Below are 21737 nucleotides of genomic sequence, written 5' to 3'. Positions count from 1 at the left end.
TCAATTGTTTCCTTTAGTAGTCAGGTGAAAACGCAAAGTTACCTTTCGTACAACAGGTCGCCGTCAACCGCCGGGGCAGGGGATGGCGATGAAACTCGTTCTCCAGCAAGTCCATCTGATAACCGGCGGTATTGATGTAAATCAATAAGTCGCCGGCTTGAGGCACAGTCGAAAAGTTGATCAGGCGATGAGTGATGACGTCATCGTCCAGGCAGCTATGGCCCGCGATGTACGCTTGAGTCGGTTTGTCGGGTTGTTCTTTTGTACTGATCAGTATTGGATCAACCAGGTATTCAGAAGCGAACCAGGTTTCGCAGGCGCTAAAACTGCTGCCCTCAACAAAAATGACGGTTTTGTTGTCGGCCAGTTTTTTTGTGCGTGTTACGCGGAATATTGAAATGGCCGCCTGGTCCACCAGACTTCGACCGGGTTCCAGTGCCAGGGTTATGTTCTGTCGGTTCAAATAACCTGCAATGGAGAGGCCTTGTGAGTGTTCGGCCTCAAGTAATAATGTCAACCATTGCGGCGCTGTCAGGTCGCTGCCGTAAGGGTAATAAGCAGCGGGAACTTTCAGGTTGTGATAATGGCTGGGGTTATTGTCGTTTTGCAGGAACCGAACATAGTCCTGGGGCTCGACATAACGAATCGGCAGGCCGCCGCCAATATCAATCATCTGCGGATTCAAGCCCATTTCCCTGGCCGCCTCGACGAACCCGGTGACCTCACGAAAGGCTTGTGCACGGGGTTCAAATCCATAGCCGCCGAGATGGAAATGGAAACCCTCGAAGTGAAAAGACGCGGCGTATTTCGTCAATCGTTGCAGGCCTTCGAGCAAATCTTGCGAGCCCATTCCAAATCGACTCCCTGGACTGCTCTTGGGTCTGTAACGCAGTAAAACTCTGGCTTTGGCAAGGCTTGGCTGTGCGTCGATCACGCTTTTCAGGTGATCGAACTCTTCCAGCGAGTCCACGCAAATCAATGAACCGGCGCTGATCAGTGCTTGATGAAACGCGGCAGTTTTGGCCGGTCCTGTGGCACAGATTTTTTCTGCTGGCGTGCCGGCTCGCAGCGCTGCATGCAACTCGTGGATGCTCGATACATCAACGCCGATCCCCGATTTTGCCGCTGCACTGAGCATGCTCTGGGACTTGTTGGCCTTGGCCCCGTAGAAAAGGGCATGAGGCACGTTGTACTGCTTCAACACCGCCAGCAAGGCCTGTGTGTTCAATTCAAAGGCATGGGGCCAGACCAGATTCAATGGTGAGCCGTGTTGTTTGACCAAGTCTGCAAGTGTGCCCGGAAAGTCATTGATGAACGTGGAGATAAGTGGGTCAGTCAGCGGCTTTAACATCTCCGGATGATGAACTTTATTTCGTTGTTCGACAGGTGGTGTATTTATTGTAGGCATCGTTAACCCCTGGCCTCGTAAATGACGTCGCCATTGATGTTTCGATAACTAAGCGTTATCGATGTATGCAGTCTTTTTGCTCGTCAGATACGAGGTCTAAACAATTTGGAGGCGGATGCCAGGCGAAATACGGGTCGGGGTTCGAAGCGCTGATCGTAATAAATGGCTCACAAAACAATTGCATGAGAACCCCATTCCATAAGGTTTGTACGGACGTGTTAAGTGGCCACTAGTTGAGGGCCAATCCCCTGTAAATACCCGTGACTGACATTCAAATGACATCACTGACAGGTACTTCCCGAGATACTGATGACTTGCTTTGAAGCGAGGATAGTTCCTCTTGGCGGCGTGAACAATATTGCGAACGAGAACTATTATCAAGTAAGATTTTCAAATATTTTTGAATGAATACCTGCTCAACGCGAACGCATGAACGTGTTTTTACACGCTCAAGGACTCGTTCGCCCCGAGATAAAAATCCCCTTAATTCCTTGAACAATAAGGCGTTAAGGGCTGTTGCGAGAAACCCCGGAACAGCATGCAAATCTGCCGCTGAAGGGGCCTGAAAATTTTCAGAAATCACGACTGGTTCACGCCAAGGAGCAACACCATGCAATCCGACCGACTCAACAGCAAAACCCCACTTGCGATCAGCTACCTGTTCGTGCCGGGCAACCGTCCCGAGCGGTTTTCCAAAGCCGTCGAAGCAGGGGCGGACGCGATCATCCTCGATCTCGAAGACGCCGTTCATCCGGACAGCAAAGCCGCCGCACGCGCCGCCATTTGGGCCTGGCAAGAGGCTACGCCGAGCGGCGCCTGTGAACGTTACATCCGCCTGAACAGCGTGAGCAGTTCGCTGTTGCGCCAGGACCTGACCTGGCTCAGCGACATGCGCTACCCAAAGCGTTGCAGCGGGATTTTCCTGCCCAAGGCCGAATGCCCCGAGGCGCTGACGCGGGTGGTCGAGCGCCTGCTGGAGTGGCAACCGGAACTGAAGATCGTTGCCATCATCGAGACCGCCAAAGGCCTGCAACTGGTCGAATCGATTGCCGCAATTGCGGGGCTGACGCGGCTGGCGTTCGGCTCGCTGGATTTCTCCCTGGACATCAACTGCAGCCAGATTCCCGAGGCGTTTGTGTTCGCCCGCAACCGTATCGTGCTGGCTTCGCGCACGGCGGATTTGCCATCACCGATCGACGGCGTCACCCCGGCGATCAGCGATTTGGCGGTGGTCGCCAAGGACTCGCATTACGCGCGCTCGCTGGGCTTCGGCGCCAAGCTGTGCATCCATCCATCGCAACTGGCCACAGTGCAGCGCGCTTTCCTGCCTGATTCGCGCCAATTGGCGTGGGCCGATCGGGTGATGAGGGCGGTGGCCACCGGCAGTCATGCGGTGCAAGTGGATGGCGAGATGGTCGACTTGCCGCTGATCGAACACGCCCAGCGCCTGCTCGATGTGGCCGGCCAATACGCGCCGATTGTCCGCGCAGATGCCTGCTGAGTCCCCGGCGAAACAGGAGATCAACCATGGAATACGGTTATCACATTGAGCTGCGGCCGCTCTGCAAAGTGCTGCAATCGGAGCAGGTCGACCCGGCCAACGTGACGATGCTGCGCGAGTCGATTATCCGGGCCGGGCATTGGCTGGAGCCGATCATCGTCGAGCGCTCGCGAGGCATCGTGATGGACGGCAATCACCGGCTCAGCGCGGCATTGCAGTTGGGCTTGAAGCGAGTGCCGTGCATCCAGCTCGATTACACCGATCCGCGGGTGTGTGTACGGCATTGGCAGACCGGGCAGGCGTTCGAAGTGGCGCGGATTTTCACCACCATCGCCCGCGGCGAGATCTTTGCGTACAAGACCACCCGGCACGCGTTTGACCCAGCGTTGCCAGTGGTCGCGATACCGCTGGAGCACTTGTATGCCTGACCTTGGCTGCACAAAAGCAAAAAAACTTTACTGAGGTTGATACTTTTTCGCAGATCGACTGGCAATAGGAGTGATTACCATTTTCTCTTGATGAATAGGATCCTCACGTCATGCCTGTTGTCAGTCGTCCTTGCGGTGAGCGCGTGTTAACACTCGCCATTCGTACCGCCATGCTGAATTTTGTTTTGGTCGCAGGAAGCGCCAACACCTGGGCCGCCAGCCCTGAGCAACAAGCCGTTGCCGCCGACAACACCTCGAACTTTTCGGCTGCGACGCCGACCGATGACGCCACGGATACGCTGACCCTCGGCACCACCAACATCAACGCCCGTTACAACGGCGCGACCTCATTGCCGCAAGCGTTCGCCGGTGGCCAGGTGGCGCGCGGAGCCCGCCTGGGCATGCTGGGCAACAAGGACGTGATGGACACCCCGTTCAGCGTGACCAGTTACACCGCCAAGACCTTGGCCGACCTGCAAACGGTAACCGTGGCCGATGCACTGGAACGTGATCCTTCGGTGCGCTCCACCGGTCAGACGGGCGGCATCGTCGACTCGTTTTTCATCCGTGGCTTTCCGGTCGGTGAAGGCAATCTGGGCGAACTGGCGTTCGATGGCGTGTATGGCGTGGCACCCAACTACCGCGTATTCACCGAGTACGCCGAACGTGTCGAAGTGCTCAAAGGGCCGGGCGCGCTGATGTACGGCATCTCGCCCAACAGTGGCGTCGGTGGCGTGATCAACATCGTTCCCAAGCGCCCGCTGGATGAAGACCTGACCCGTTTCACCGGCACTTACGCCTCGGATTCCCAGGTCGGCGGTCATCTGGATCTCAGTCGTCGCTTCGGTTCGGAAAACCAGTTTGGCGTGCGCTTCAACGGCAACCTGCAGGGCGGTGATACGGCCATTGATGATCAGCACCGCGACCTTGGTATCGGCGCCATCGCCCTTGATTATCGCGGCGAGCGCTTGCGCTTGAACCTTGATTACATCAGTCAGAAAGAAAGCTTCGATGCACCGTCGAGGCCATTCACTGTCGCGCCTGGCATTGATGTCCCGTCCGCGCCCAATGGTCGTACCAACCTGCCGCAAGACTGGGGCTGGTCGGACACCAAAGAGCAGTCGGCCTTGCTGGGGGGCGAATATGACCTGACTGACACGGTTACCGTGTTTGCCCATGCCGGTGGCGGCAAATCGGACGTCAAGCGGTTGTCTGACCAGGTGCCGAGAATCCTCAATGAGGCCGGCGATACCAGCAGCATTCCGGGTTACTACAAATTCAACGTCGATCGTTCGACGGCCGATGTCGGCATCCGCGGCGTGTTCGCTACAGGTTCGATCACCCATACGACCACGCTGATGGCGACCCGGTACCAGGATGAACTGTCCCGAGGGATCAACAACGGCACCGAAATCCGTTCGAACATTTACCACCCGATCGATGTGCCCGAGCAATTCATCAATTCGCCGAAGGTGCTGCGCATTTCCGAATCGGATCTGTCCGGCATCGCGTTGACCGACACGTTGTCCATGCTCGATGACCGCTTTCAGTTGACCCTCGGTGTGCGTCGCCAGGACATCGAATCACGCAACTACAATGCTGCAGGTTCGGTCAGCTCGAAATACCACGACAGTGCCACGACTCCACTGGTCGGCGTGGTGGTCAAGCCTTGGGAAGATGTCTCGCTCTATTACAATTATGTTGAAGGCTTGAGCAAAGGAGACATCGCACCAGGCACGGCGGCCAACGCTGGTGAGGCGTTCGCCCCGTACACATCGAAGCAGCATGAACTCGGCGTCAAATATGAGCTCGGTACGTTCATGACCACCCTGGCGTTGTTCCAGATCGAGAAGCCGAGTGGTGAAATCGGTGCCGGCAATGTGTTCTCGGTGCAGGCCGAACAACGCAACCGGGGCATCGAGTTGAGCCTGTTCGGCGAAGTCGCGCCAGGCACACGCTTGATGGGGGGTGTGACTGTGCTTGACGGCGAGTTGACCGATTCGGCGACGGCGGCCAACCGCGGCAACAAACCGGTGGGTGTGCCGGACGTGCAAGCCAACTTCTGGGCCGAATGGGATACACCATGGCTTGAAGGTTTCACTCTGACCGGTGGTGCCATCTACACCGACAGCCAATTCGTCAATCAGGCCAATACGCAGGAGCTGGACGCCTGGACCCGTTTCGATGTCGGCGCGCGTTATGCCACCAGGATCGAAGGTCGGCCGACGACATTCCGCGCCACCGTGCAGAACGTGTTTGATCGTGAGTACTGGTCGGGCGTTGCCTCGTACGGCGCATTCTCCCCGGGTTATCCGCGGACCTTGCAGTTGTCGGCCACCGTGGACTTCTGACGAAGAAGGGAAGGGTTACTACGGCAGACGTGGCAGCCGCATTTGAACATCAGGAAAGGGAGTATTCGCATGTTGAACAACTCAGGCTCAGCGGCTGTAAGCGCACCTTCATCGCTTCGGACCGCGACCAATCAGCTGGCGTTCGTATGTGATCGCAGCTCGAATGAACACATCCGTGAATTGCTTCGTTTCTATGGGCTGCGCACCAGTCTGATCCGCTTCAAGGTGCTCAATGCGCTGGTCGCCGCCACTTTGAATGGGCGTGTCGTTGGTGTCAGTGAGGTGCATGCCTATCTGGTGTCGCTGTCTGCCGGGATGGCATTTGTCAGTGTGCGCGAAGTGCTCAAGCGCCTGTGCGACGAGGGCGTGATTCTGCTTCAGGCCGACAAGAGCTACCGGATCACCGACGAAGCCTGGGCGCTGCTGAAGCAGCATCCGGATGGCTGAAAGGTGTTAACGATTGGCTGCTTTCGTCGCGGCCCTCGAATGATTCAGGTTTGAACAGTGACAAGTGTCGAGGCGTTTACGGGCTTCAACACTTGTCATGACTCACCCGCGACATGTGTCGTCATGCCTGAGCCTGAATGCGCGCTCAAGGTGCGAACCCATGAAAGTGAAATACCATCCCCTTTAAAGACTCTCAGGCAAGCCGAAAAACATTTTGACTGGGCTCTAGAGTGGTAGGTCTAGGCAGAAAAAAATGAAATTTTCCCCCAGTTATGCCCCCAAGTGAGCCCGATGAGCGGGTAGTGCTGTCTTGGTGGTTTGTGCGCAAGAACGATCAAGAATCAGGGGTTCTGGACTCGCTCCAGTCGCTTCGCGTGGCTGTGATCAATGCATCCCAGTCATCGGGAGGGTTGCCCCGGCCCAACATCTTTTCGAACACGGCATATGGATCGGATTTACTGCCTGCCGACCTCAAGGTGTGTTCGTCGTTGACCCATGCATAGACGATAACCCTGGACTTCGAGTCGTAGCGAAAGAACAGCCGAAACCGCCTACCGATCTTTGCCCGCCGCCAATGGCGATAAGCTGTTCCAAGCGTATTGCCTTGGCGGAACTCATCCCGTCCAGGATCGCTGGGTACGCCATCCATGATCAGATGACTCAAGGCCCGGAACAACTTGACGTTGGCATTGCTTTCAAAGCCTTGCGGGTCGTTCTGTTCAGCCCGGGCGACAGCCTCTTGCAGTTTTCGTAGCTGTACGATCACACCTTCATGGAACAACAATGTCCAGCCATGTCGCTGCCTCAAAGCGCGATCTCACCGTCAATCTCTTCATCCAGATTCACACTGTGGCCCGCGTTGGCGAGCATGGTCTGCGTCAGATCTTCTGGCAGTGCGGTAATGTTTCGTCCGCTTCGAATGTCGGCCTCCAGCAAGACCAGGAATGCACCGATGGCAGGGTCTTCGTGGACAGTGTCCACACGACTGACCACCACTTCACCCCCGCGCACGTCAAATGCGATCTTGCCACCGGTATCCAGGCCCAGTAGCTGCCGAACGGATTTGGGAAGCGTTACCTGGCCCTTGGAGGTCAGCGTGGCGATTTCATGAATGGCAGGCATGAGGGTTCTTCCGAAAAAGGAAGTCAGATTGTAAGGAATATTCCTTACTTGGTCAATCTGGATTATCTGCTGATCAAGCACCGGCCAGGTAGAGACTCTGTAACTTTCTGCTCAGCTATTTGGTTTCACCATGCTCTACCGACTGGATTCGGGTGGAAGCCAGGTCTTCACTAACAATACGATTCTGAACGGCCGCCAATAGTTAGCTCGCCGGGGCGGCCTTCCCTTGGGTTTGATGATAGGTAAGTCCAGTAAATTGTGGCTAAATCCAGAAAAAAAGTGATAAGGCACAAAATCAGGGAGTTACGTAACTTGATAGGACTTGGCGTTAATTCTATAATTTTGTGAATTAACTGGCACAGAGTGGGCTGGGTACACACTATGTTGGATTTAAGCTTCAGCAAGCCGAGTGAGGTCGTCAAGCGCCTCTGCGATCGCTTGCGCACAGAGCGTTTGGCGCTGGACATGACACAAGCCGAATTGGCCGGGCGTGCCGGCATCGGCACCAACACCGTGTCCAACCTTGAAGCCGGGCGCAATGTCGGGTTCGAGAACGTGGTCCGGGTGGCGATGGCCCTTGGCCGAACCAAGGAACTCGAAGGCCTGTTCCTGCCAAAGCTGGACAGCATCGAGGATATTCGGCGCTACGAAAATAGCGCCAATCGTCTTCGTACAAAGAGGAAGTCCGGCAATGCTTGAGCAGGTGAACGTCTTCTACGAGGGCTGGGGTGAGCGATGGCAATGGGGCACGCTGGTCTCCACGACCGCCCTGACCGGTCGCCCGCTGACCGTGTTCGAGTACAGCAATGAAGCCAGGCAAAGGGGCTTGGAACTGTCCTCCTACACGCTGCCGTTGGAGGGGGCTCAGTTGCGCCGAGATTTTCCAGACCACCAACTGTACTTGCCTGGGCCTGTTTACGACTCGTTGCCGGATGGGTGGGGCATGTTGCTGATGGACCGTATGTTCAGGCGCCGCGGGCTCACCACGGCACGCATCGGCTCACTGGAACGGCTGGCCTACATCGGTAGCAATGCGATGGGGGCCATGACGTTTGAGCCCGTGGCACCCGAAGGTCAGGAGTCTGAAGTCCACATCCCGCTGGAACAGCTTGCCGCCCAAGTGCAGGAAGTGCTCCATGGAGACGGTGGCGAGTTCCTGCAGACGTTGCTGCTGGTGGGCGGTTCGCCTCAAGGTGCAAGGCCTAAAGCCCTCGTCTATCGCGATCCCGAAACTGGCGAGTTTACCACTGCTGTTAAGGCGGGCTTTGAAGCATGGTTGATGAAGTTCCCGGCCAAAGAAGAAGATGCCGAGGTGTGCGCCATCGAAATGGTCTACGCCGAATGCCTGCGCATGTGCGGTATCGAGACCCCTGACACGCAGTATTTCAGTCTGCCTAATGGGTTGGCAGCGTTTGCCAGTAAGCGATTCGACCGTCGGGATGGTCTGCGCGCACCCATGCAAAGCCTCGCGGCCTTTACGGGGGCAAATTACCGGTCTCCGGGGGTGTTGGACTACGTCAACTTCTTGCGGGCAACACAGATGTGTACGAACGACGTGCGAGAGATGGCGATGGCCTTCGAACGTGCCGTCTTCAATGTTGCGTTCAACAACAGAGACGATCATCCCAAGAACTTCGCCTACATCATGTCGCAAAACGGTCAGTGGAGACTATCGCCGGCTTACGACGTGACCTTCTGCGAGGGGCCAGGTGGATATCACCAGATGGATGTGATGGGGGAAGCCCTGTCGATTTCCCGCACGCAAATGCTTCGGCTTGCCGAGGAAGCCGAGGTGCCCCCGGACGTTGCAGGCAGAACGATTGACGGCATTTGTGATGTGGCGAGCCGGTTTGCAAGCATCGCCGAGAACCTATACCCACAGGCGATTACTCGAGACACCTTGCGCACGATCCAAGGCCGCATCGATCAGAACGTAGCTCGATTACACCACGATCATGCGGGCAGCGGTCGCCGTTGAAGATCGGAGCAACGGCGACTCTCATAATCGAAGCTGCCGTGTGCTTCGAGCACATAGGGTCCTGTGCTGTCGGTGTTTGTTCTATCAAAAGGCAGAAATGATCAGATGAACGGCCTGCCCGACGAAGCCTAGAGACTGTCAGGATCGCCGAAGAACATTTTGACTTGGCTCTAGGACAATATTTTTAGGTCGATAACACTTTTGTTTGCCCCCACTTTTGCCCCCATTCGTACCGAGTGTGCGGGTGATCGCGAATGGCAATCTCCGACGGACTTCGCTATTCCTGGCCAGTTAAGCCGTTGGGCCAGGTCGCTGATCAGTCATTATGCAAATGCAACTGCACTTCCATGGCGTCATGAAGGAGTCGAACGATCTCGATCACGTTGTCGTTTGCCATACGATAGAACACGATGTGGCGTGGGCTTTTGACCGCTCCATGGGTCTGTTTGGCCTGCTGGCGTGCATAGATGAGGTGATAGCTGCGAAGGCCCGGTGCGAGCTCATCGCGGTCGTGGCTGCCAATGCGATAAGGCGTGTCGGCAACCGCTTGCAGCGCCGCGAGGATCAGCGCCTGGTAGCGCTGGCGTGCTTGATCGCCGAACTGCGTCTGGGAGAGCCTGAGGATGTCGACAATGTCGGCGCGCGCCGCGTTGGTAATCCGATACTGCGGCATACTCAGTGTTTGCCTCTCGCGGGGAGGGTGGCCTCCAGGCTCAAGCCCTCGAGGTAGTGCTCCAGATCCCTTTCGCTCAACTGAGTAAAGCGCCCGTGCTCAAGATCCATGATGCCGATCGAGGTCGCCTGACGCAGTGCCTCAACTTTGGCGGTGTCTTCGGCGACGCGTTGTTCCAATAGCCGCAAACCTTCCCGCATCACTTCGCTGGCATTCTGATAACGGCCGGATTGCACCAGATCCTGGATAACCTGTTCCTGGTGAGGGGTGAGCACAACGTTTCGCGTTGCCATAATAAACTCCAGCTTTCGGTAAACAGTTTCTTCCGATCATTGGCATATTATGCCATTTCGCTTGCGAACACATGGTTTGGGATTTGAATCTGACGAACTGCGTCGTACGGGGGGCATCCTTTGCGCCGAGCCTCGTGCTAACCCGGACTACATGCGCACAAAGTCAAAAAAAGGCTATCGCAGGAGCGGCGTCGTTTCTGTTGAAAAAGTCGGATTTTCAGCTCGCCTGAACTCTGGCACGACCACCACCGGAGAACCTACTCACCACATTGAGTGGTTTTCGGCCCTTCGTTGAGCTTTGCAGCTCGGTTAGTGGGTTAGTTTGAGCATCGAGACCCAACCCTGATGATGTCTCGCCAAGGCGCCTTAAAGACTGTCCGGATCCCCAAAAAACATCTGAATCCGCGAGCGCAGCCAGCGCTCCCCCGGATCGTTATCCTGCGACCCGCGCCAGGCCATATGCAGTTCAAAGCTGCGCACCGGCAACGGCGGGTCCTCTGCCCGTACACCGCCGGCGGCAGTCAGTGCATCGGCCGTGTAGTCCGGCACCGTAGCCACGATGTCAGTGCCTGCGAGCAGGGTGCTCAACCCGTTGAACTGCGGCACGGCGAGCACTACATGACGTTTGCGCCCGAGTTTTTCCAGCTCTTCATCGATAAAACCGCTGAGGTCGCCGGCGAACGACACCAGTGCATGGGGGCGTGCGCAGTAATCGTCCAGGCTCAGCGGCCCCGGCACGGTGTCGGCGCGCAATAGCTTCGGCTGGCTGCGGCGTAGTACCTTGCGTTTGGCGTTGGCCGGCAGGTCGGTGGTGTAGCTGACGCCGATGGAAATTTCCCCGGACGCCAGCATCCCCGGCATCAGGATGTAGTTGACCCTGCGCACCACCAGCACAATCCCCGGCGATTCGGCACGCAGGCGCTTGAGCAGCATGGGCAGCAAGGCGAACTCGACATCGTCCGAAAGGCCGATGCGGAACACCGCGGTACTTGTGGCAGGATCGAACTCGGCCGCACGGCTGACCGCGGTGGAAATCGAATCCAGTGCCGGCGACAACAGGGCGAAAATCTCGATCGCCCGGGCGGACGGCTCCATGCTGCGGCCGGTACGCACAAACAAAGGGTCATCGAACAAGCCGCGCAGGCGCGAGAGCGCCGCACTGATGGCCGGCTGGCCGAGGAACAGTTTTTCCGCAGCACGGGTCACGCTGCGTTCATGCATCAATGTTTCGAAAACGATCAACAGGTTCAGGTCGACACGACGCAGATCATTACGATTCATCTGGAGTCCTGGCAGAGTCAGCAAACTTGACGTGAGCGGCCATATGAGAACAATGGCCAGCAGGAATATTACGGGGAAAGGCTGGTACTCTGCACCGGGTAATTCAGATTTCCTGCAAAGGCGGCTTCAGTTTCCTATGAAATTTCACGATATTGCCGCCGCCGCGGAATCAATGACAGGCATGTCGACTATTAATAGCCACAGATAGTGTTGGGTTGAAAGCCCAGCTAGAGTTCAAGGCATTAGAGGTTCAATTGGCGAGGTTTGCGATGTCCCGCACGATTCGTTTTCACAAGTTTGGTTCAGCCGAGGTGCTCAAATGCGAAGAGCATGCGGCGGCTCTGCCTGCACCGGGCGAAGTGCAGGTGCGCGTCGAAGCGATCGGCATCAGTTGGTATGACATTCTTTGGCGCCAGAACCTGGCCTCGTCCCACGCTCGTCTGCCTTCAGGCCTTGGTCATGAAATGGCCGGTATCGTCACCGCCGTCGGCGATGGCGTGGAAGACCTGGCCGTCGGTGACAAGGTTGCCAGTTTCCCGGCCGAAAGCCCGAACGATTACCCGGTCTACGGCGAGCTGATCGTGCTGCCGCGCTCGGCACTGACCCGCTACCCGGATGTGCTCAGCCCGATTGAAGCCAGCGTGCACTACACGCCGTTGTTGGTTGCCTATTTCGCTTATGCGGATCTGGCACGGGTCAAACCCGGGCAATTTGCCCTGGTGACCGACGCCAGTCATTGCGCCGGACCTTCGTTCGTACAACTGGGCAAGGCCTTGGGTGTTCGCGTGATCGCCGCGACCAAGTCAGCAGACGAGCGTGAGTATCTGCTGTCACTGGGTGCCGAAAAAGTCATCGTCACCGAGGAAGAAGATCTGCTGGTACGAGTCAACAAGATCACCGATAACCGCGGCGTGGATGTGGTATTCGATGGTTTGGGCGGTCCGCAGATGTCGTTGCTTGGCGATGTGTTGGCACCTCGCGGCAGTCTGGTGCTGTACGGCCTGCAAGGCGGCAACCAGACGCCTTTTCCGGCCTGCGCAGCGTTCCAGAAGAACATTCAGTTCTTCGTACACTGCATCGGTAACTTCACTGGCAAGCCGGAACTGGGCATCACCCAGGACCAGGTCGCACTGCAACGTGCCTTGCGCGACATCAATCAGATGACCGCCGACCGCGTTCTGCTGCCGCTCAAGACTCGGGTCTTCCCGTTTGCCGAGTTTGTCGAAGCGCACCGCTACATGGACGAATGCCCGTGTCGCGAAAGGGTCGCGCTGCAGGTCGAACCGGCATAACAACCTCCGCAATAGCCCCCCCCCCCCAAGAGTCCGTGCCCACACGGACTCTTTCGTTCGTGCGCCAGTCCCCGAAATCCGTCGATCCGCAGGCCGGTCCAGCAACTGAACTGGTTTTTGCTCGTAATCTGTAGCTTCTAATCAGCCACTAAGCCCTGATAATTGAATGATTACTTTCATCTCAAGGAATGAGTCATGGCTGGGTGTCAGACTGGAACTTTTCAATGTGCGCCGTCGGTGTACATCTCCAAACTAGTGTGTCGTTGCGTAGTTGCCAAAGAGACAGCGACAACTTCCTTCCTTATTTCTTGTATTAAGTGTCTGTGGGACATTGTCGGAAGTTTCCTAGGACTGCGATTTGAATCGAGCAAACCCTTGCCAGGCGGGAGCTACAGCTTCGTCTGCGTCGTTAAGCCGAGGGGGCGCTACGAGCGTTTCAAGTGATCACCAGAAAATTCAAGTGCTAGCATTTGGCAATACAGCCCATGACGCCATACGTGCAGACAGTCCAACGGGATTTGCTGTCTGCGCGATATTGAACTTACGAGTATCAGGTAAACAAAGATGACCAGCATCCATGACCAAGCGATGAATTATGTCTACCAACAAGTGCTGCAGCGATTGCTGGGGTATTTCTCCCGTGCCGAACGCACCGCATTGCAATTGTTGATTCAGCGCCTGGCGGTAGCGGCGGGGGGCATGGCGCGCATTGGCGATTACAAGGTATTGGCGATCCAGTCCGGCACTCGCGACAACTGCTACACCCTGGCATTGTTGCGTGCGGCGCAGTTGATCATCGCCACGCGGACACCGGCGACATTCCAGTTGCGCATCGCCTCGTTGCGGTTGAACGGGGCAAGCTGCGCCGCCGTGGAGAACATGCACCGGACCAACAGCGCATTGTTTGTCTATGACGATCCCCGGGTCGAGGTGTTGATGGTCGATGATCGCGAAGTCTTGCCGTTCAACCACCTGACGCGGATCTCCGACGCAGGTCGCGAGTCCAGCCGCCTGAACCTGTTGATGATCGGCCATCGCCGGGCGTGGCGCGGCGGGTTCGACCTGTGGGATGACGGTTATCTGGCCACGGGAGAGTTCTACGGGCAAATCGCCCGCTGGGACGGTGGTGTGGACGCCTTGCTCATCGCTGACACGTTGCGTCAGCAAAAGCAGTTCATCGACGGTTTGAAACGTGCCGCCACCAAGGCAGGGCTCACGCCTTCACACGGGGGCGAGGCCGGTTTTTCGGGGTTGTTTGCGCTGCTCGATGAACTGGGCAGCGACTGCTATAACGCGTTCTACGCCGATTACGGCCAGGCCCGGTGGCGTCCACAAGAGCGCTTTGAGACCTGTCGTCGTACGGCTTGCATCGATATTCACGACTTGCTGATCAGTAACCTGGAAGAGCGCTGGCCGTTGCTGACGGAGTTTCTCCGATTCCAGCCTGACGAACTGTTCGCGCAGATCAGTGACAACGAATTCGTCAGCCCGTCGATTTCGGCACACGTGCAGGGGTTGCAGGCGAGCTTCGTGCAGGGTCGCGATTACGAGTCCGGCGTTGCGCAATACCTGCAACGCGCCTTGGTGATGATGCGCCGCAAGCGCGTGCCTGAGCGTTTGTGCGAGCAGGCCATCAAGGTTTTCGGTAATCCGGCGACACTGAGCGAACTGCGCGCCCGGGCAGCGGCCGAGGCGCAAAGGGACCTGGGCCTGAGCGAAGCACAACTGGTGTGCCTGCTTTTTGCGCCATTTATCGAAAGAGGTGCGGGGCTCGAGCGTTTTCTGCGTCAGTGTCATCCGGGCATGCTGGTGGCCATGCCCGAGTTGCACCGGGCCATGCAGGGGCACCCGGTCGCCGAACAGGTCATGCAATGGATGATGGATGTCAGCGGATTGCCCGTCAGCCTGATTGGCCGGCTTTATCGCATGGAGTGGGCGCCAGGGCGCGCTGGTGGGGCGCCGCAAGCACTGTTCCAGACCGCCGCGTTGCAAAATTCGCCGGGGGATCCTGACGCTGATATCACGCTGGTGGATGAATGGTCGGCGGGTCACTGACGTGGACGGATTTTCAGCCTGTGCGGCCGGCCTTCACCCATGAAAGGTCAACGAGAAACGGATTTCGCCTATCAGGCGGTGTATCGATACTTGGCCAGCCTGATCAACGAGTCTGAAGGGGATTCACCCATCCGCCTGCCGTCGTTGCGGCAACTGGCCGAGCGCCTCAATGTGTCCATCTCGACCATTCAGTACGCCTATTCGTTGCTGGAAAAAGAAGGGCGCGTCTATTCGGTGGCCAAGTCCGGTTACTACGCGTTGCCAGTGTCTTCAATCAACCTGCTGGACAGTGGCAGCGACCTGCTGGAAGCCGTCTACGTCAATGCCAGGCGTCCCGGGATGCTGGTCTTGAGCGCCGATGAACCGGCCTTGTTGCAGCCGCTCGACAGTCCTTTGTTGCTGCTGGAGCGAGAGTTGCTGCGCCAGTATCCCCGCCAGCCGCAGTCGTCTTCGCAACCCTGTGGCGAGCTCGAATTGCGCACCGCCCTGGCTGCACGCTACACCACGTCTCCGATGCGTTACTGGCATGCCGATGATGTCTACATCGGCGCCGACCTTCGCGGCGTACTGGAAATCCTGATCGCCGTGCTGGGCTTGAAAGATGCCACCGTGGTGGTCGAATCGCCGTGCGACTGGACGATCCTGCGTCTGTTTCAAGCCGCCTGCGTGCGGGTGATCGAGTTGCCCGTGCAAGCCGATGGTTGCCTGGATCCGCAACGGCTCAAAACGCTGCTGGATACCGAACCGGTCATGCTGGTGATGCTGTCGTCGGCCCTGAACATGCCCCGTGGCAGCCTGGCGTCTGACGAAAACAGGCAGGCCATTGCCCGGCTGTTGGCCGCGCATGACAGCTGGGTGCTGGAAAACGACTGTTATGGCGAACTCGGATTCGACCTTGCAGCTGTGCGCTTTCGCGACTTGCTGGACCCTGAGCGGCTGATGGTGTTTTCCACGTTCGAGAAAATCATCGGTCCGGAAGCGCCCTACGGCTACCTGCTTTCAAGGCATTTGAGCGCTGAGTTGCAACGGCACTTTCTGCTGCGCTCCTTTCGTCTCTCGCCGATCCGCCAGAAAGCCATTGCCCGCTTGTACAGCAGCGGTCGCATCGATCAACACCTGCTGGTGCTGCGACGGCTACTCAAGGAACGCAAGAGCCAAATGACCCTGTTGTTGCAGGAGCGATTGGGAGATGCCTTGCATTTCGTCGAGCCGCACGGCGGTGCAACGATCTGGGTGCGTTCGTTGCGTCGGGTCAACGTACGCCGTGTGTTCCAGCGCCTGCTGGCGCATCAGGTGGTCATCGCGCCGGGGGAACTGTTCAGCCTCCAGGGGCTGCACGGGCAGCATTTGCGTCTGAGTCATACCTTCGGTGGTGATCACAACCTGGCTGCCGCTCTGGGCTTGTTGGGGGATGCGCTGCGTCTGGAATCGATCGAGTGAGTGATGAGACAAAAAATAACACCCTTCATTCTATTGGATCGATCCCATCGCGTTGCGGTCGAACTGCCAGTAAACTGCGACCCAATTCCTGACCACTCTATTCCAGAGGTTTTGCATGACACTCAGTCCTTTTGCGGGTAAACCGGCACCGACAGAATTGTTGGTCGATATCCCGCGACTGGTAACGGCCTATTACACCGGCCAGCCTGATGCTGCGATTTCGACCCAGCGCGTTGCCTTCGGCACGTCCGGGCACCGCGGCAGCTCGTTCGACTTGAGTTTCAACGAATGGCACGTGCTGGCGATCAGCCAGGCGATCTGCCTGTATCGCGAAGCTCAAGGCATCGATGGCCCGCTGTTTGTCGGCATCGACACCCACGCGCTGTCCACGCCGGCCGGCGCCAGCGCCCTCGAAGTACTGGCCGCCAATGGCGTGACGGCGATGATCGCCGCTGGCGACGAGTACACGCCGACGCCGGCCATTTCCCATGCGATCCTCTGCTACAACCGTGGTCGCACCAGCGGCCTGGCGGACGGCATTGTCATCACGCCGTCCCACAATCCGCCGCAAAGCGGTGGTTACAAGTACAACCCAACCAACGGTGGTCCGGCCGATACCCACATCACCAAGTGGATCGAAGCCAAAGCCAACGAACTGCTGGCCAACAAGCTCGCTGGCGTCAAGCGCATCAGCTACGAGCAGGCACTGAAGGCCAGCACCACCCATCGTCACGATTACCTCAACACCTATGTCGCCGACCTGATCAACGTGATCGACTTCGATGCCATCCGCGATGCCAAGTTGCGCCTGGGTGTCGATCCGCTGGGTGGAGCGGGGGTGCGCTACTGGTCGGCGATTGCCGAGCATTATCGTCTGGACCTGGATGTGGTGAACAAAGAGGTCGACCCGACCTTCCGATTCATGACCGTCGACTGGGACGGCCAGATCCGCATGGACCCATCGTCCGGCCACGCCATGCAAGGCCTGATCGGCCTGAAAGAACGTTTCGACGTGGCGTTTGCCTGCGACCCGGACCACGACCGCCATGGCATCGTCACGCCGTCCGGTGGTTTGCTTGCGCCGAACAACTACCTCGCCGTGGCCATCGACTACCTGTTCCAGAATCGTCCGCAATGGCGTGCCGATGCGGCTGTGGGTAAAACCGTGGTCAGCAGCGGCTTGATCGACCGCGTGGCCAGGCGCCTGGGTCGTCGCCTGTACGAAGTGCCGGTTGGTTTCAAATGGTTTGCCGACGGCCTGTTCGATGGCTCCCTCGGTTTCGGTGGTGAAGAAAGCGCCGGTGCCTCGTTCCTGCGCAAGGACGGCAGCGTCTGGTGCACCGACAAGGACGGTCTGATTCCGGCCCTGCTGGCCGCCGAGATGACTGCCCGGACCGGTCGCGACCCGAGCCAGGCGTATCGTGCCTTGACCAATGAGCTGGGTGAGCCGTTCTCGGTGCGGGTCGACGCCAAGGCCAACCCGGAGCAGAAAGCGCTGTTGAGCAAGCTGTCGCCGCAACAGGTCACATCGACCGAACTGGCCGGCGAACCGATCCAGAGCATCCTCAGCCATGCGCCGGGCAATGACCAGGCCATTGGCGGTCTTAAAGTCATGACCGAAAACGGCTGGTTCGCAGCGCGTCCGTCGGGCACGGAAGACATCTACAAGATCTACGCCGAAAGCTTTGTCAGCGACGATCACCTCAAGCAACTGGTGGCCGAAGCGCAAACGCTGGTCGATGGTGCCATTTCCGCCAAATAAAGACGCAACCCTGTAGGAACTGGCTTGCCAGCGAAAGCAATGTTTCAGTCAGCATGGATGTTGAGGCTGATGACGCCTTCGCTGGCAAGCCAGCTCCTACATGGGTCGCGTGAACCCTGAAAAAAATGGGGCGACCAACATGGCCGCCCTGTTTTTATCCGCTATCTGCCCGATCAGGCCAGATCCACCAGAACAATCTCGCTGTCCTCGATGGCCGTCACCCGCAGCACCTGCTCATCGGCAACCGCGACACCATCTCGAGCTTGTGCACGCAACCCATTGACTTCAATGACCCCGGTGGCCGGCACCAGGTAGGCGCGACGACCGTTGTCCAAATGGTATTCGGCAGACTCGCCGGCCTTCAGATTGGCGGCTACCAGTCGGGCATCGGCGCGGATACGCAAACTCTGGTCGTCACCTTCCTTGCCGCTGGCCAGGGTGACAAAACCTTCGCGATTGCCTTTCGGGAACGGCTTGGCGCCCCAGGAAGGGGCCAGGCCGGATTCGTTCGGGATGATCCATATCTGGAAAATCCTGGTCGGCGTCGCTTCCAGGTTGTACTCGCTGTGGGCGATCCCGGTGCCTGCGCTCATGACCTGGACGTCGCCGGCTTCGGTGCGGCCCTTGTTGCCAAGGTTGTCCTGGTGGGTGATGGCGCCTTCGCGGACATAGGTGATGATTTCCATGTCCCGGTGCGGGTGTTGCGGGAAACCGGTGCCGGGGGCGATCACGTCGTCATTCCAGACCCGCAGGTTGCCCCAGTTCATACGCTTGGGATCGTAGTACTCGGCGAACGAAAAATGATGGTGAGCATCCAGCCAGCCGTGGTGAGCGCCGCCGAGCGAGTTGAAAGGTCTGAGTTCAAGCATGATCGTCTCCAGAAAAGGTTCGTCATGGGGCAAGGTGCCTGAGCCACGAAGCGAGACCGGTGAGTGATGACGGCCATCATCCGACAGGCAATGATCGATAAAAAGCGTAAAAAATGCGCCATTCCAATCGAATACATCGATATAAAACGAACTCGAAAGTTTCTCATCCAGCCTTCACTTCATCGCATAAACCAATGAGTCATAAGCAATTGACTAGAACTCGAGGGCAAATGCAGACACCATAGCGCTCAACAGCCTCACACCCTGGAGTCAGTCCGCGTGCCGCAACACACCCCCGATCTTCCTCCTGAACTTCGCCCCTTGGCCGAGATGCCGTTGATCAAGCGATTGCTCGCCCGATTCTTCGGTTACAGCCTGACCCGCCTGCATGCCCAGCACCGAGCGTCGTGGTTGCACGGCCAGGCTGACGGTTTTCGCAGTGGCCACAGCGCCGGGGTCGATTACGGTTACAAGGAGGGCAAGCTCGAAGGGCTGGAGGAGGGTCGGCAGGTCCTGCTGATCCGCGACTCGCGCGCAACCGAACACCGGCCACCGAATGTCGATGACCTGTTGTTCGACGATTGGCGCCTGCCGTTGAGCGCCGAATTGAAGAAGCGCATGAAGGCGGATGTCGCCCGGTTGTTGCCAGCCCATGCCCAACCCAGCACCGCCCAGTGGAAAATGATCTTCAGCGACACGCCATCCACCTCGGTGATCGCGGGCGCCGGTGCAGGCAAATCGACCACGCTGGTGCTGCGTATCCTGCTGCTGAGTCATTACCTGGGCTTCGAGCTGAGTTCGATGACGGTGGTGACCTTCACCCGGGAGTCACGCAAGGACTTCATCAACAAGCTGATCGAACTGTTTGCGCTCTGGGGTCGCGCAATCAGTTTCAAGGAGGCGCGGGATCTGGTGCGCACCTTTCACTCGCGGATCCTGCCGATGGTGCGCAGTCTTCCGGGTTTCGAGCGTTTGCAGGCTTTCGAGAACCTCAGCCTGCGGGCTGCACAGGGTGACGAGGAGGTTGACAGCAACCCGTTCGATCTGCGGATCAACGACGCTCAACGCCAACAGCTCAACGCCTGCTATCACCGCCTGCACCGTGACGATGAGCGTTTTCGTGAATTGATCAAGCCATTGTCCCGGCATGCCTTGCAACTCAAGGAGCTGGAGCGGGATCACCCGGATGTGCAGAAACGCATGGGCGTTACCGAACTGGCGGCCAAGCGCGATGAAGAACTGTGCGACGTCATTGAAGACCTGTGGTTTCGCGCCGGTGCCTGGCCGATCAAGGGGATCGAACCGAATCGCCAGTCGTTCGATATCAACGGTTCGACATTCCATAGCCACGGCTACATCCCGTCCCTGGATGCCTGGGTGGTGCTGGGGTTCGACCCTCGGGAAAACCCGCAGGTCACGCGACCAAACGCCAAGCTGTCGGTACGCGCAGAGTGGGCAGTCAAGCGCACCCTGTTTCAAGCTTTCTGTCGTAAGCCTTTGATATGGTTGGATAGTTACGAATCATCAAGGCGTGTTTTGGCCTCGCTTGCCGGTGATGCCAGCGCCGGGCCGGGCTTCGATTACAAGGTCAAGGGCGAGCTCGCCTCCGCGCCGTTGCTCGATTGTTTTGTCGCCGCCGCCGGATTCATCGAAAACCTCGGCCTGGATGTGCCGAGCGCCGTCGGCCAGATGAGTTTCGCCAAGGACGATCCCGACCGGTTCTTCTTCGAGGCCTTGAGCCTTTACTGGCGGGCGCTGGAAGATCACTTGCTGGATCAGAAACCGCCGATCATGATCTACAACCGGATGTTTGCGCTGTTCAGCGAGCATTCGCCGGAGAACCTCAAACTGCTTGGCGATGAACTGCTGCGGCCGCTGTCGCACCTGATGATCGACGAATTTCAGGATGTCTCGCCGCAAATCGTTTCCTGGATCAGGGCCAGCCTGGCAGAGATTCGCAGTCGCGGACCGGCCATGCACGTCGGACGTGGCGCCCAGCGTTCTTCATTGCTCTGTGTAGGCGATGACTGGCAATCCATCTATGGATGGCGCGGCAGTTCGCCGACCTATTTCATGGAGTTCAACAAGGAGTTCCCGTCGCCGAGCACCACCAGGGTCATGCTCAGCGACAACTACCGCAGCCACCAGCACATCATCGATGCCGCCGAGCACATCGTGCGCGCTGCACCGGCGATTGCCGGGAAGAAAGCCAAGGCCAGCGGAGAACCCAAGGCATTGCTGCCCGTGAACGTACTCGATCGTGATGACCCGGGCATGGCCCAGCGCCTGATGGAGCATTATCGAAAGGGTGATTCGATCTTGATGCTTTATCGAAAAAGTAGCGATAAGTCATTGATACAAGAGCATATTCAGTCTGTAGTTAATGTTGATTCGAGCTTGCCGCATGAGGCTCGCAGACTCAAGCAACTGACCTATCACAGTGCCAAGGGCCTCCAGGCCGATGCGGTGTTCCTGCTGGGCGACTGTCAACACCTGACCTGTTCGCCTTACAAGAATCAGGTGTACCGGATGGCGGGCCTGGGCAAGGCCGGTGACAGCGAACCCTACGACAACGCCCAGAAGGACGAGATCCTGCGGCTGGCCTACGTGGGTATTACCCGCGCCGTCAGCCATTGCTACTGGTACGTCGATGCCCAAGACACCCAGGCCGCGAACATGCCCAAGGCATCTGACCGGATCGGCAAGGGCAAGGCGTTTTTTGTCGATCATCGTGGAAGCAAAACCAGCGTCTGAATCGGCACTCTGTAGGAGCGAGCTTGCTCCGGGCGGCGTTCCGACGATGGACTCAAGAGCGCCGCGTTTAACCTGTAATACGC

General features: G+C 57.8%; 19 protein-coding genes. 11 read left to right on the top strand and 8 right to left on the bottom strand.

Features of this window, described 5'->3' with window-relative positions; all coding sequences use genetic code 11:
- Positions 1-13: 13 nt before the first annotated feature.
- Complete coding sequence (locus tag KGA81_RS08075) at positions 14-1408, bottom strand: Y4yA family PLP-dependent enzyme (RefSeq protein ID WP_223545358.1); 1395 nt, start codon at positions 1406-1408, stop codon at positions 14-16.
- Between the two features lie 271 nt (positions 1409-1679).
- Positions 1680-1991 carry a hypothetical protein gene (locus KGA81_RS08070; RefSeq protein WP_223545357.1) on the bottom strand — a complete coding sequence of 104 codons (312 nt, stop codon included), beginning with the start codon at positions 1989-1991 and terminating at the stop codon, positions 1680-1682.
- A gap of 27 nt (positions 1992-2018) precedes the next feature.
- Here KGA81_RS08070 and KGA81_RS08065 point away from each other — a divergent pair, with 27 nt between their 5' ends.
- From KGA81_RS08065 to KGA81_RS08050, 4 genes are all read left to right on the top strand, one after another.
- Positions 2019-2909 carry an HpcH/HpaI aldolase/citrate lyase family protein gene (locus KGA81_RS08065; RefSeq protein WP_223545356.1) on the top strand — a complete coding sequence of 297 codons (891 nt, stop codon included), beginning with the start codon at positions 2019-2021 and terminating at the stop codon, positions 2907-2909.
- A 26-nt stretch (positions 2910-2935) separates the two neighbouring features.
- On the top strand, positions 2936-3337 hold the full coding sequence (locus KGA81_RS08060) for a ParB N-terminal domain-containing protein (RefSeq protein WP_223545354.1): 402 nt from the start codon (positions 2936-2938) through the stop codon (positions 3335-3337).
- A 110-nt stretch (positions 3338-3447) separates the two neighbouring features.
- On the top strand, positions 3448-5688 hold the full coding sequence (locus tag KGA81_RS08055) for a TonB-dependent receptor (protein ID WP_223545353.1): 2241 nt from the start codon (positions 3448-3450) through the stop codon (positions 5686-5688).
- Between the two features lie 69 nt (positions 5689-5757).
- Complete coding sequence (locus KGA81_RS08050; RefSeq protein WP_317850777.1) at positions 5758-6135, top strand: fe2+ zn2+ uptake regulation protein; 378 nt, start codon at positions 5758-5760, stop codon at positions 6133-6135.
- 334 nt (positions 6136-6469) lie between these two features.
- Here the strand turns inward: KGA81_RS08050 and KGA81_RS08045 are convergent, their stop codons facing one another.
- Together KGA81_RS08045 and KGA81_RS08040 are read right to left on the bottom strand one after the other, a co-directional pair.
- Positions 6470-6943, bottom strand: a complete 474-nt coding sequence (locus KGA81_RS08045) for a type II toxin-antitoxin system YhaV family toxin (protein ID WP_223545349.1) — start codon at positions 6941-6943, stop codon at positions 6470-6472.
- Positions 6940-7257, bottom strand: a complete 318-nt coding sequence (locus tag KGA81_RS08040) for a type II toxin-antitoxin system PrlF family antitoxin (RefSeq protein WP_223545347.1) — start codon at positions 7255-7257, stop codon at positions 6940-6942. The genes KGA81_RS08045 and KGA81_RS08040 overlap by 4 nt, the downstream gene beginning before the upstream one ends.
- Before the next feature lie 381 nt (positions 7258-7638).
- Here KGA81_RS08040 and KGA81_RS08035 point away from each other — a divergent pair, with 381 nt between their 5' ends.
- Together KGA81_RS08035 and KGA81_RS08030 are read left to right on the top strand one after the other, a co-directional pair.
- Entirely contained in the window at positions 7639-7956 is a 318-nt protein-coding gene (locus KGA81_RS08035; RefSeq protein WP_223545346.1) for a helix-turn-helix domain-containing protein, read from the top strand.
- The gene (locus KGA81_RS08030; protein ID WP_223545345.1) at positions 7949-9235 is read left to right on the top strand and encodes a type II toxin-antitoxin system HipA family toxin; all 1287 of its coding nucleotides are present in this window, start codon (positions 7949-7951) and stop codon (positions 9233-9235) included. The genes KGA81_RS08035 and KGA81_RS08030 overlap by 8 nt, the downstream gene beginning before the upstream one ends.
- Before the next feature lie 316 nt (positions 9236-9551).
- Here KGA81_RS08030 and KGA81_RS08025 read toward each other — a convergent pair whose 3' ends face one another.
- The 3 genes from KGA81_RS08025 to KGA81_RS08015 all read right to left on the bottom strand — a co-directional run bounded on the left by KGA81_RS08025 (position 9552) and on the right by KGA81_RS08015 (position 11482).
- Complete coding sequence (locus KGA81_RS08025; RefSeq protein ID WP_223545344.1) at positions 9552-9908, bottom strand: type II toxin-antitoxin system RelE/ParE family toxin; 357 nt, start codon at positions 9906-9908, stop codon at positions 9552-9554.
- 2 nt (positions 9909-9910) lie between these two features.
- A complete protein-coding gene (locus tag KGA81_RS08020) occupies positions 9911-10201 on the bottom strand; it encodes a type II toxin-antitoxin system ParD family antitoxin (protein WP_223545343.1) in 291 nt (96 codons plus the stop codon).
- A 366-nt stretch (positions 10202-10567) separates the two neighbouring features.
- Positions 10568-11482 carry a LysR family transcriptional regulator gene (locus KGA81_RS08015; RefSeq protein ID WP_223545342.1) on the bottom strand — a complete coding sequence of 305 codons (915 nt, stop codon included), beginning with the start codon at positions 11480-11482 and terminating at the stop codon, positions 10568-10570.
- Positions 11483-11751: 269 nt separating this feature from the next.
- On the opposite strand from KGA81_RS08015, the gene KGA81_RS08010 reads away from it, so the two are divergent.
- The 4 genes from KGA81_RS08010 to pgm all read left to right on the top strand — a co-directional run bounded on the left by KGA81_RS08010 (position 11752) and on the right by pgm (position 18031).
- A complete protein-coding gene (locus KGA81_RS08010; protein ID WP_223545340.1) occupies positions 11752-12774 on the top strand; it encodes a zinc-dependent alcohol dehydrogenase family protein in 1023 nt (340 codons plus the stop codon).
- A gap of 564 nt (positions 12775-13338) precedes the next feature.
- Positions 13339-14829 (top strand): hypothetical protein, encoded by a 1491-nt coding sequence (locus KGA81_RS08005; RefSeq protein WP_223545339.1) that lies wholly within the window; start codon positions 13339-13341, stop codon positions 14827-14829.
- Positions 14830-14868: 39 nt separating this feature from the next.
- On the top strand, positions 14869-16269 hold the full coding sequence (locus KGA81_RS08000) for a PLP-dependent aminotransferase family protein (protein WP_223545338.1): 1401 nt from the start codon (positions 14869-14871) through the stop codon (positions 16267-16269).
- Between the two features lie 115 nt (positions 16270-16384).
- Entirely contained in the window at positions 16385-18031 is a 1647-nt protein-coding gene (gene pgm / locus KGA81_RS07995) for a phosphoglucomutase (alpha-D-glucose-1,6-bisphosphate-dependent) (RefSeq protein ID WP_223545337.1), read from the top strand.
- Between the two features lie 173 nt (positions 18032-18204).
- On the opposite strand, the gene KGA81_RS07990 is transcribed toward pgm, so the two are convergent.
- Positions 18205-18900, bottom strand: a complete 696-nt coding sequence (locus KGA81_RS07990; protein ID WP_102670283.1) for a pirin family protein — start codon at positions 18898-18900, stop codon at positions 18205-18207.
- Between the two features lie 279 nt (positions 18901-19179).
- On the opposite strand from KGA81_RS07990, the gene KGA81_RS07985 reads away from it, so the two are divergent.
- A complete protein-coding gene (locus KGA81_RS07985; protein WP_223545336.1) occupies positions 19180-21654 on the top strand; it encodes a UvrD-helicase domain-containing protein in 2475 nt (824 codons plus the stop codon).
- The last annotated feature ends 83 nt before the right edge of the window (positions 21655-21737 follow it).

The sequence above is a fragment of the Pseudomonas sp. A-B-19 genome, assembly GCF_019947515.1.
In the GTDB taxonomy this organism is placed as follows: Bacteria; Pseudomonadota; Gammaproteobacteria; order Pseudomonadales; family Pseudomonadaceae; genus Aquipseudomonas.
Note: the sequence above shows the minus strand (reverse complement) of the source record. Positions and strands in the feature narration are given on the sequence as shown.

Excerpts from the sequence above, each read along its gene's own strand:
- KGA81_RS08000 (WP_223545338.1), top strand. The coding sequence starts at position 14,869 with ATGAAAGGTCAACGAGAAACGGATTTCGCCTATCAGGCGGTGTATCGA.
- KGA81_RS08005 (WP_223545339.1), top strand. The coding sequence starts at position 13,339 with ATGACCAGCATCCATGACCAAGCGATGAATTATGTCTACCAACAAGTG.
- pgm (WP_223545337.1), top strand. The coding sequence starts at position 16,385 with ATGACACTCAGTCCTTTTGCGGGTAAACCGGCACCGACAGAATTGTTG.
- KGA81_RS08035 (WP_223545346.1), top strand. The coding sequence starts at position 7,639 with ATGTTGGATTTAAGCTTCAGCAAGCCGAGTGAGGTCGTCAAGCGCCTC.
- KGA81_RS08015 (WP_223545342.1), bottom strand. The coding sequence starts at position 11,482 with ATGAATCGTAATGATCTGCGTCGTGTCGACCTGAACCTGTTGATCGTT.
- KGA81_RS08030 (WP_223545345.1), top strand. The coding sequence starts at position 7,949 with ATGCTTGAGCAGGTGAACGTCTTCTACGAGGGCTGGGGTGAGCGATGG.
- KGA81_RS08010 (WP_223545340.1), top strand. The coding sequence starts at position 11,752 with ATGTCCCGCACGATTCGTTTTCACAAGTTTGGTTCAGCCGAGGTGCTC.
- KGA81_RS08040 (WP_223545347.1), bottom strand. The coding sequence starts at position 7,257 with ATGCCTGCCATTCATGAAATCGCCACGCTGACCTCCAAGGGCCAGGTA.
- KGA81_RS08060 (WP_223545354.1), top strand. The coding sequence starts at position 2,936 with ATGGAATACGGTTATCACATTGAGCTGCGGCCGCTCTGCAAAGTGCTG.
- KGA81_RS08055 (WP_223545353.1), top strand. The coding sequence starts at position 3,448 with ATGCCTGTTGTCAGTCGTCCTTGCGGTGAGCGCGTGTTAACACTCGCC.
- KGA81_RS08025 (WP_223545344.1), bottom strand. The coding sequence starts at position 9,908 with ATGCCGCAGTATCGGATTACCAACGCGGCGCGCGCCGACATTGTCGAC.
- KGA81_RS07990 (WP_102670283.1), bottom strand. The coding sequence starts at position 18,900 with ATGCTTGAACTCAGACCTTTCAACTCGCTCGGCGGCGCTCACCACGGC.
- KGA81_RS08020 (WP_223545343.1), bottom strand. The coding sequence starts at position 10,201 with ATGGCAACGCGAAACGTTGTGCTCACCCCTCACCAGGAACAGGTTATC.
- KGA81_RS08050 (WP_317850777.1), top strand. The coding sequence starts at position 5,758 with ATGTTGAACAACTCAGGCTCAGCGGCTGTAAGCGCACCTTCATCGCTT.
- KGA81_RS08065 (WP_223545356.1), top strand. The coding sequence starts at position 2,019 with ATGCAATCCGACCGACTCAACAGCAAAACCCCACTTGCGATCAGCTAC.
- KGA81_RS08075 (WP_223545358.1), bottom strand. The coding sequence starts at position 1,408 with ATGCCTACAATAAATACACCACCTGTCGAACAACGAAATAAAGTTCAT.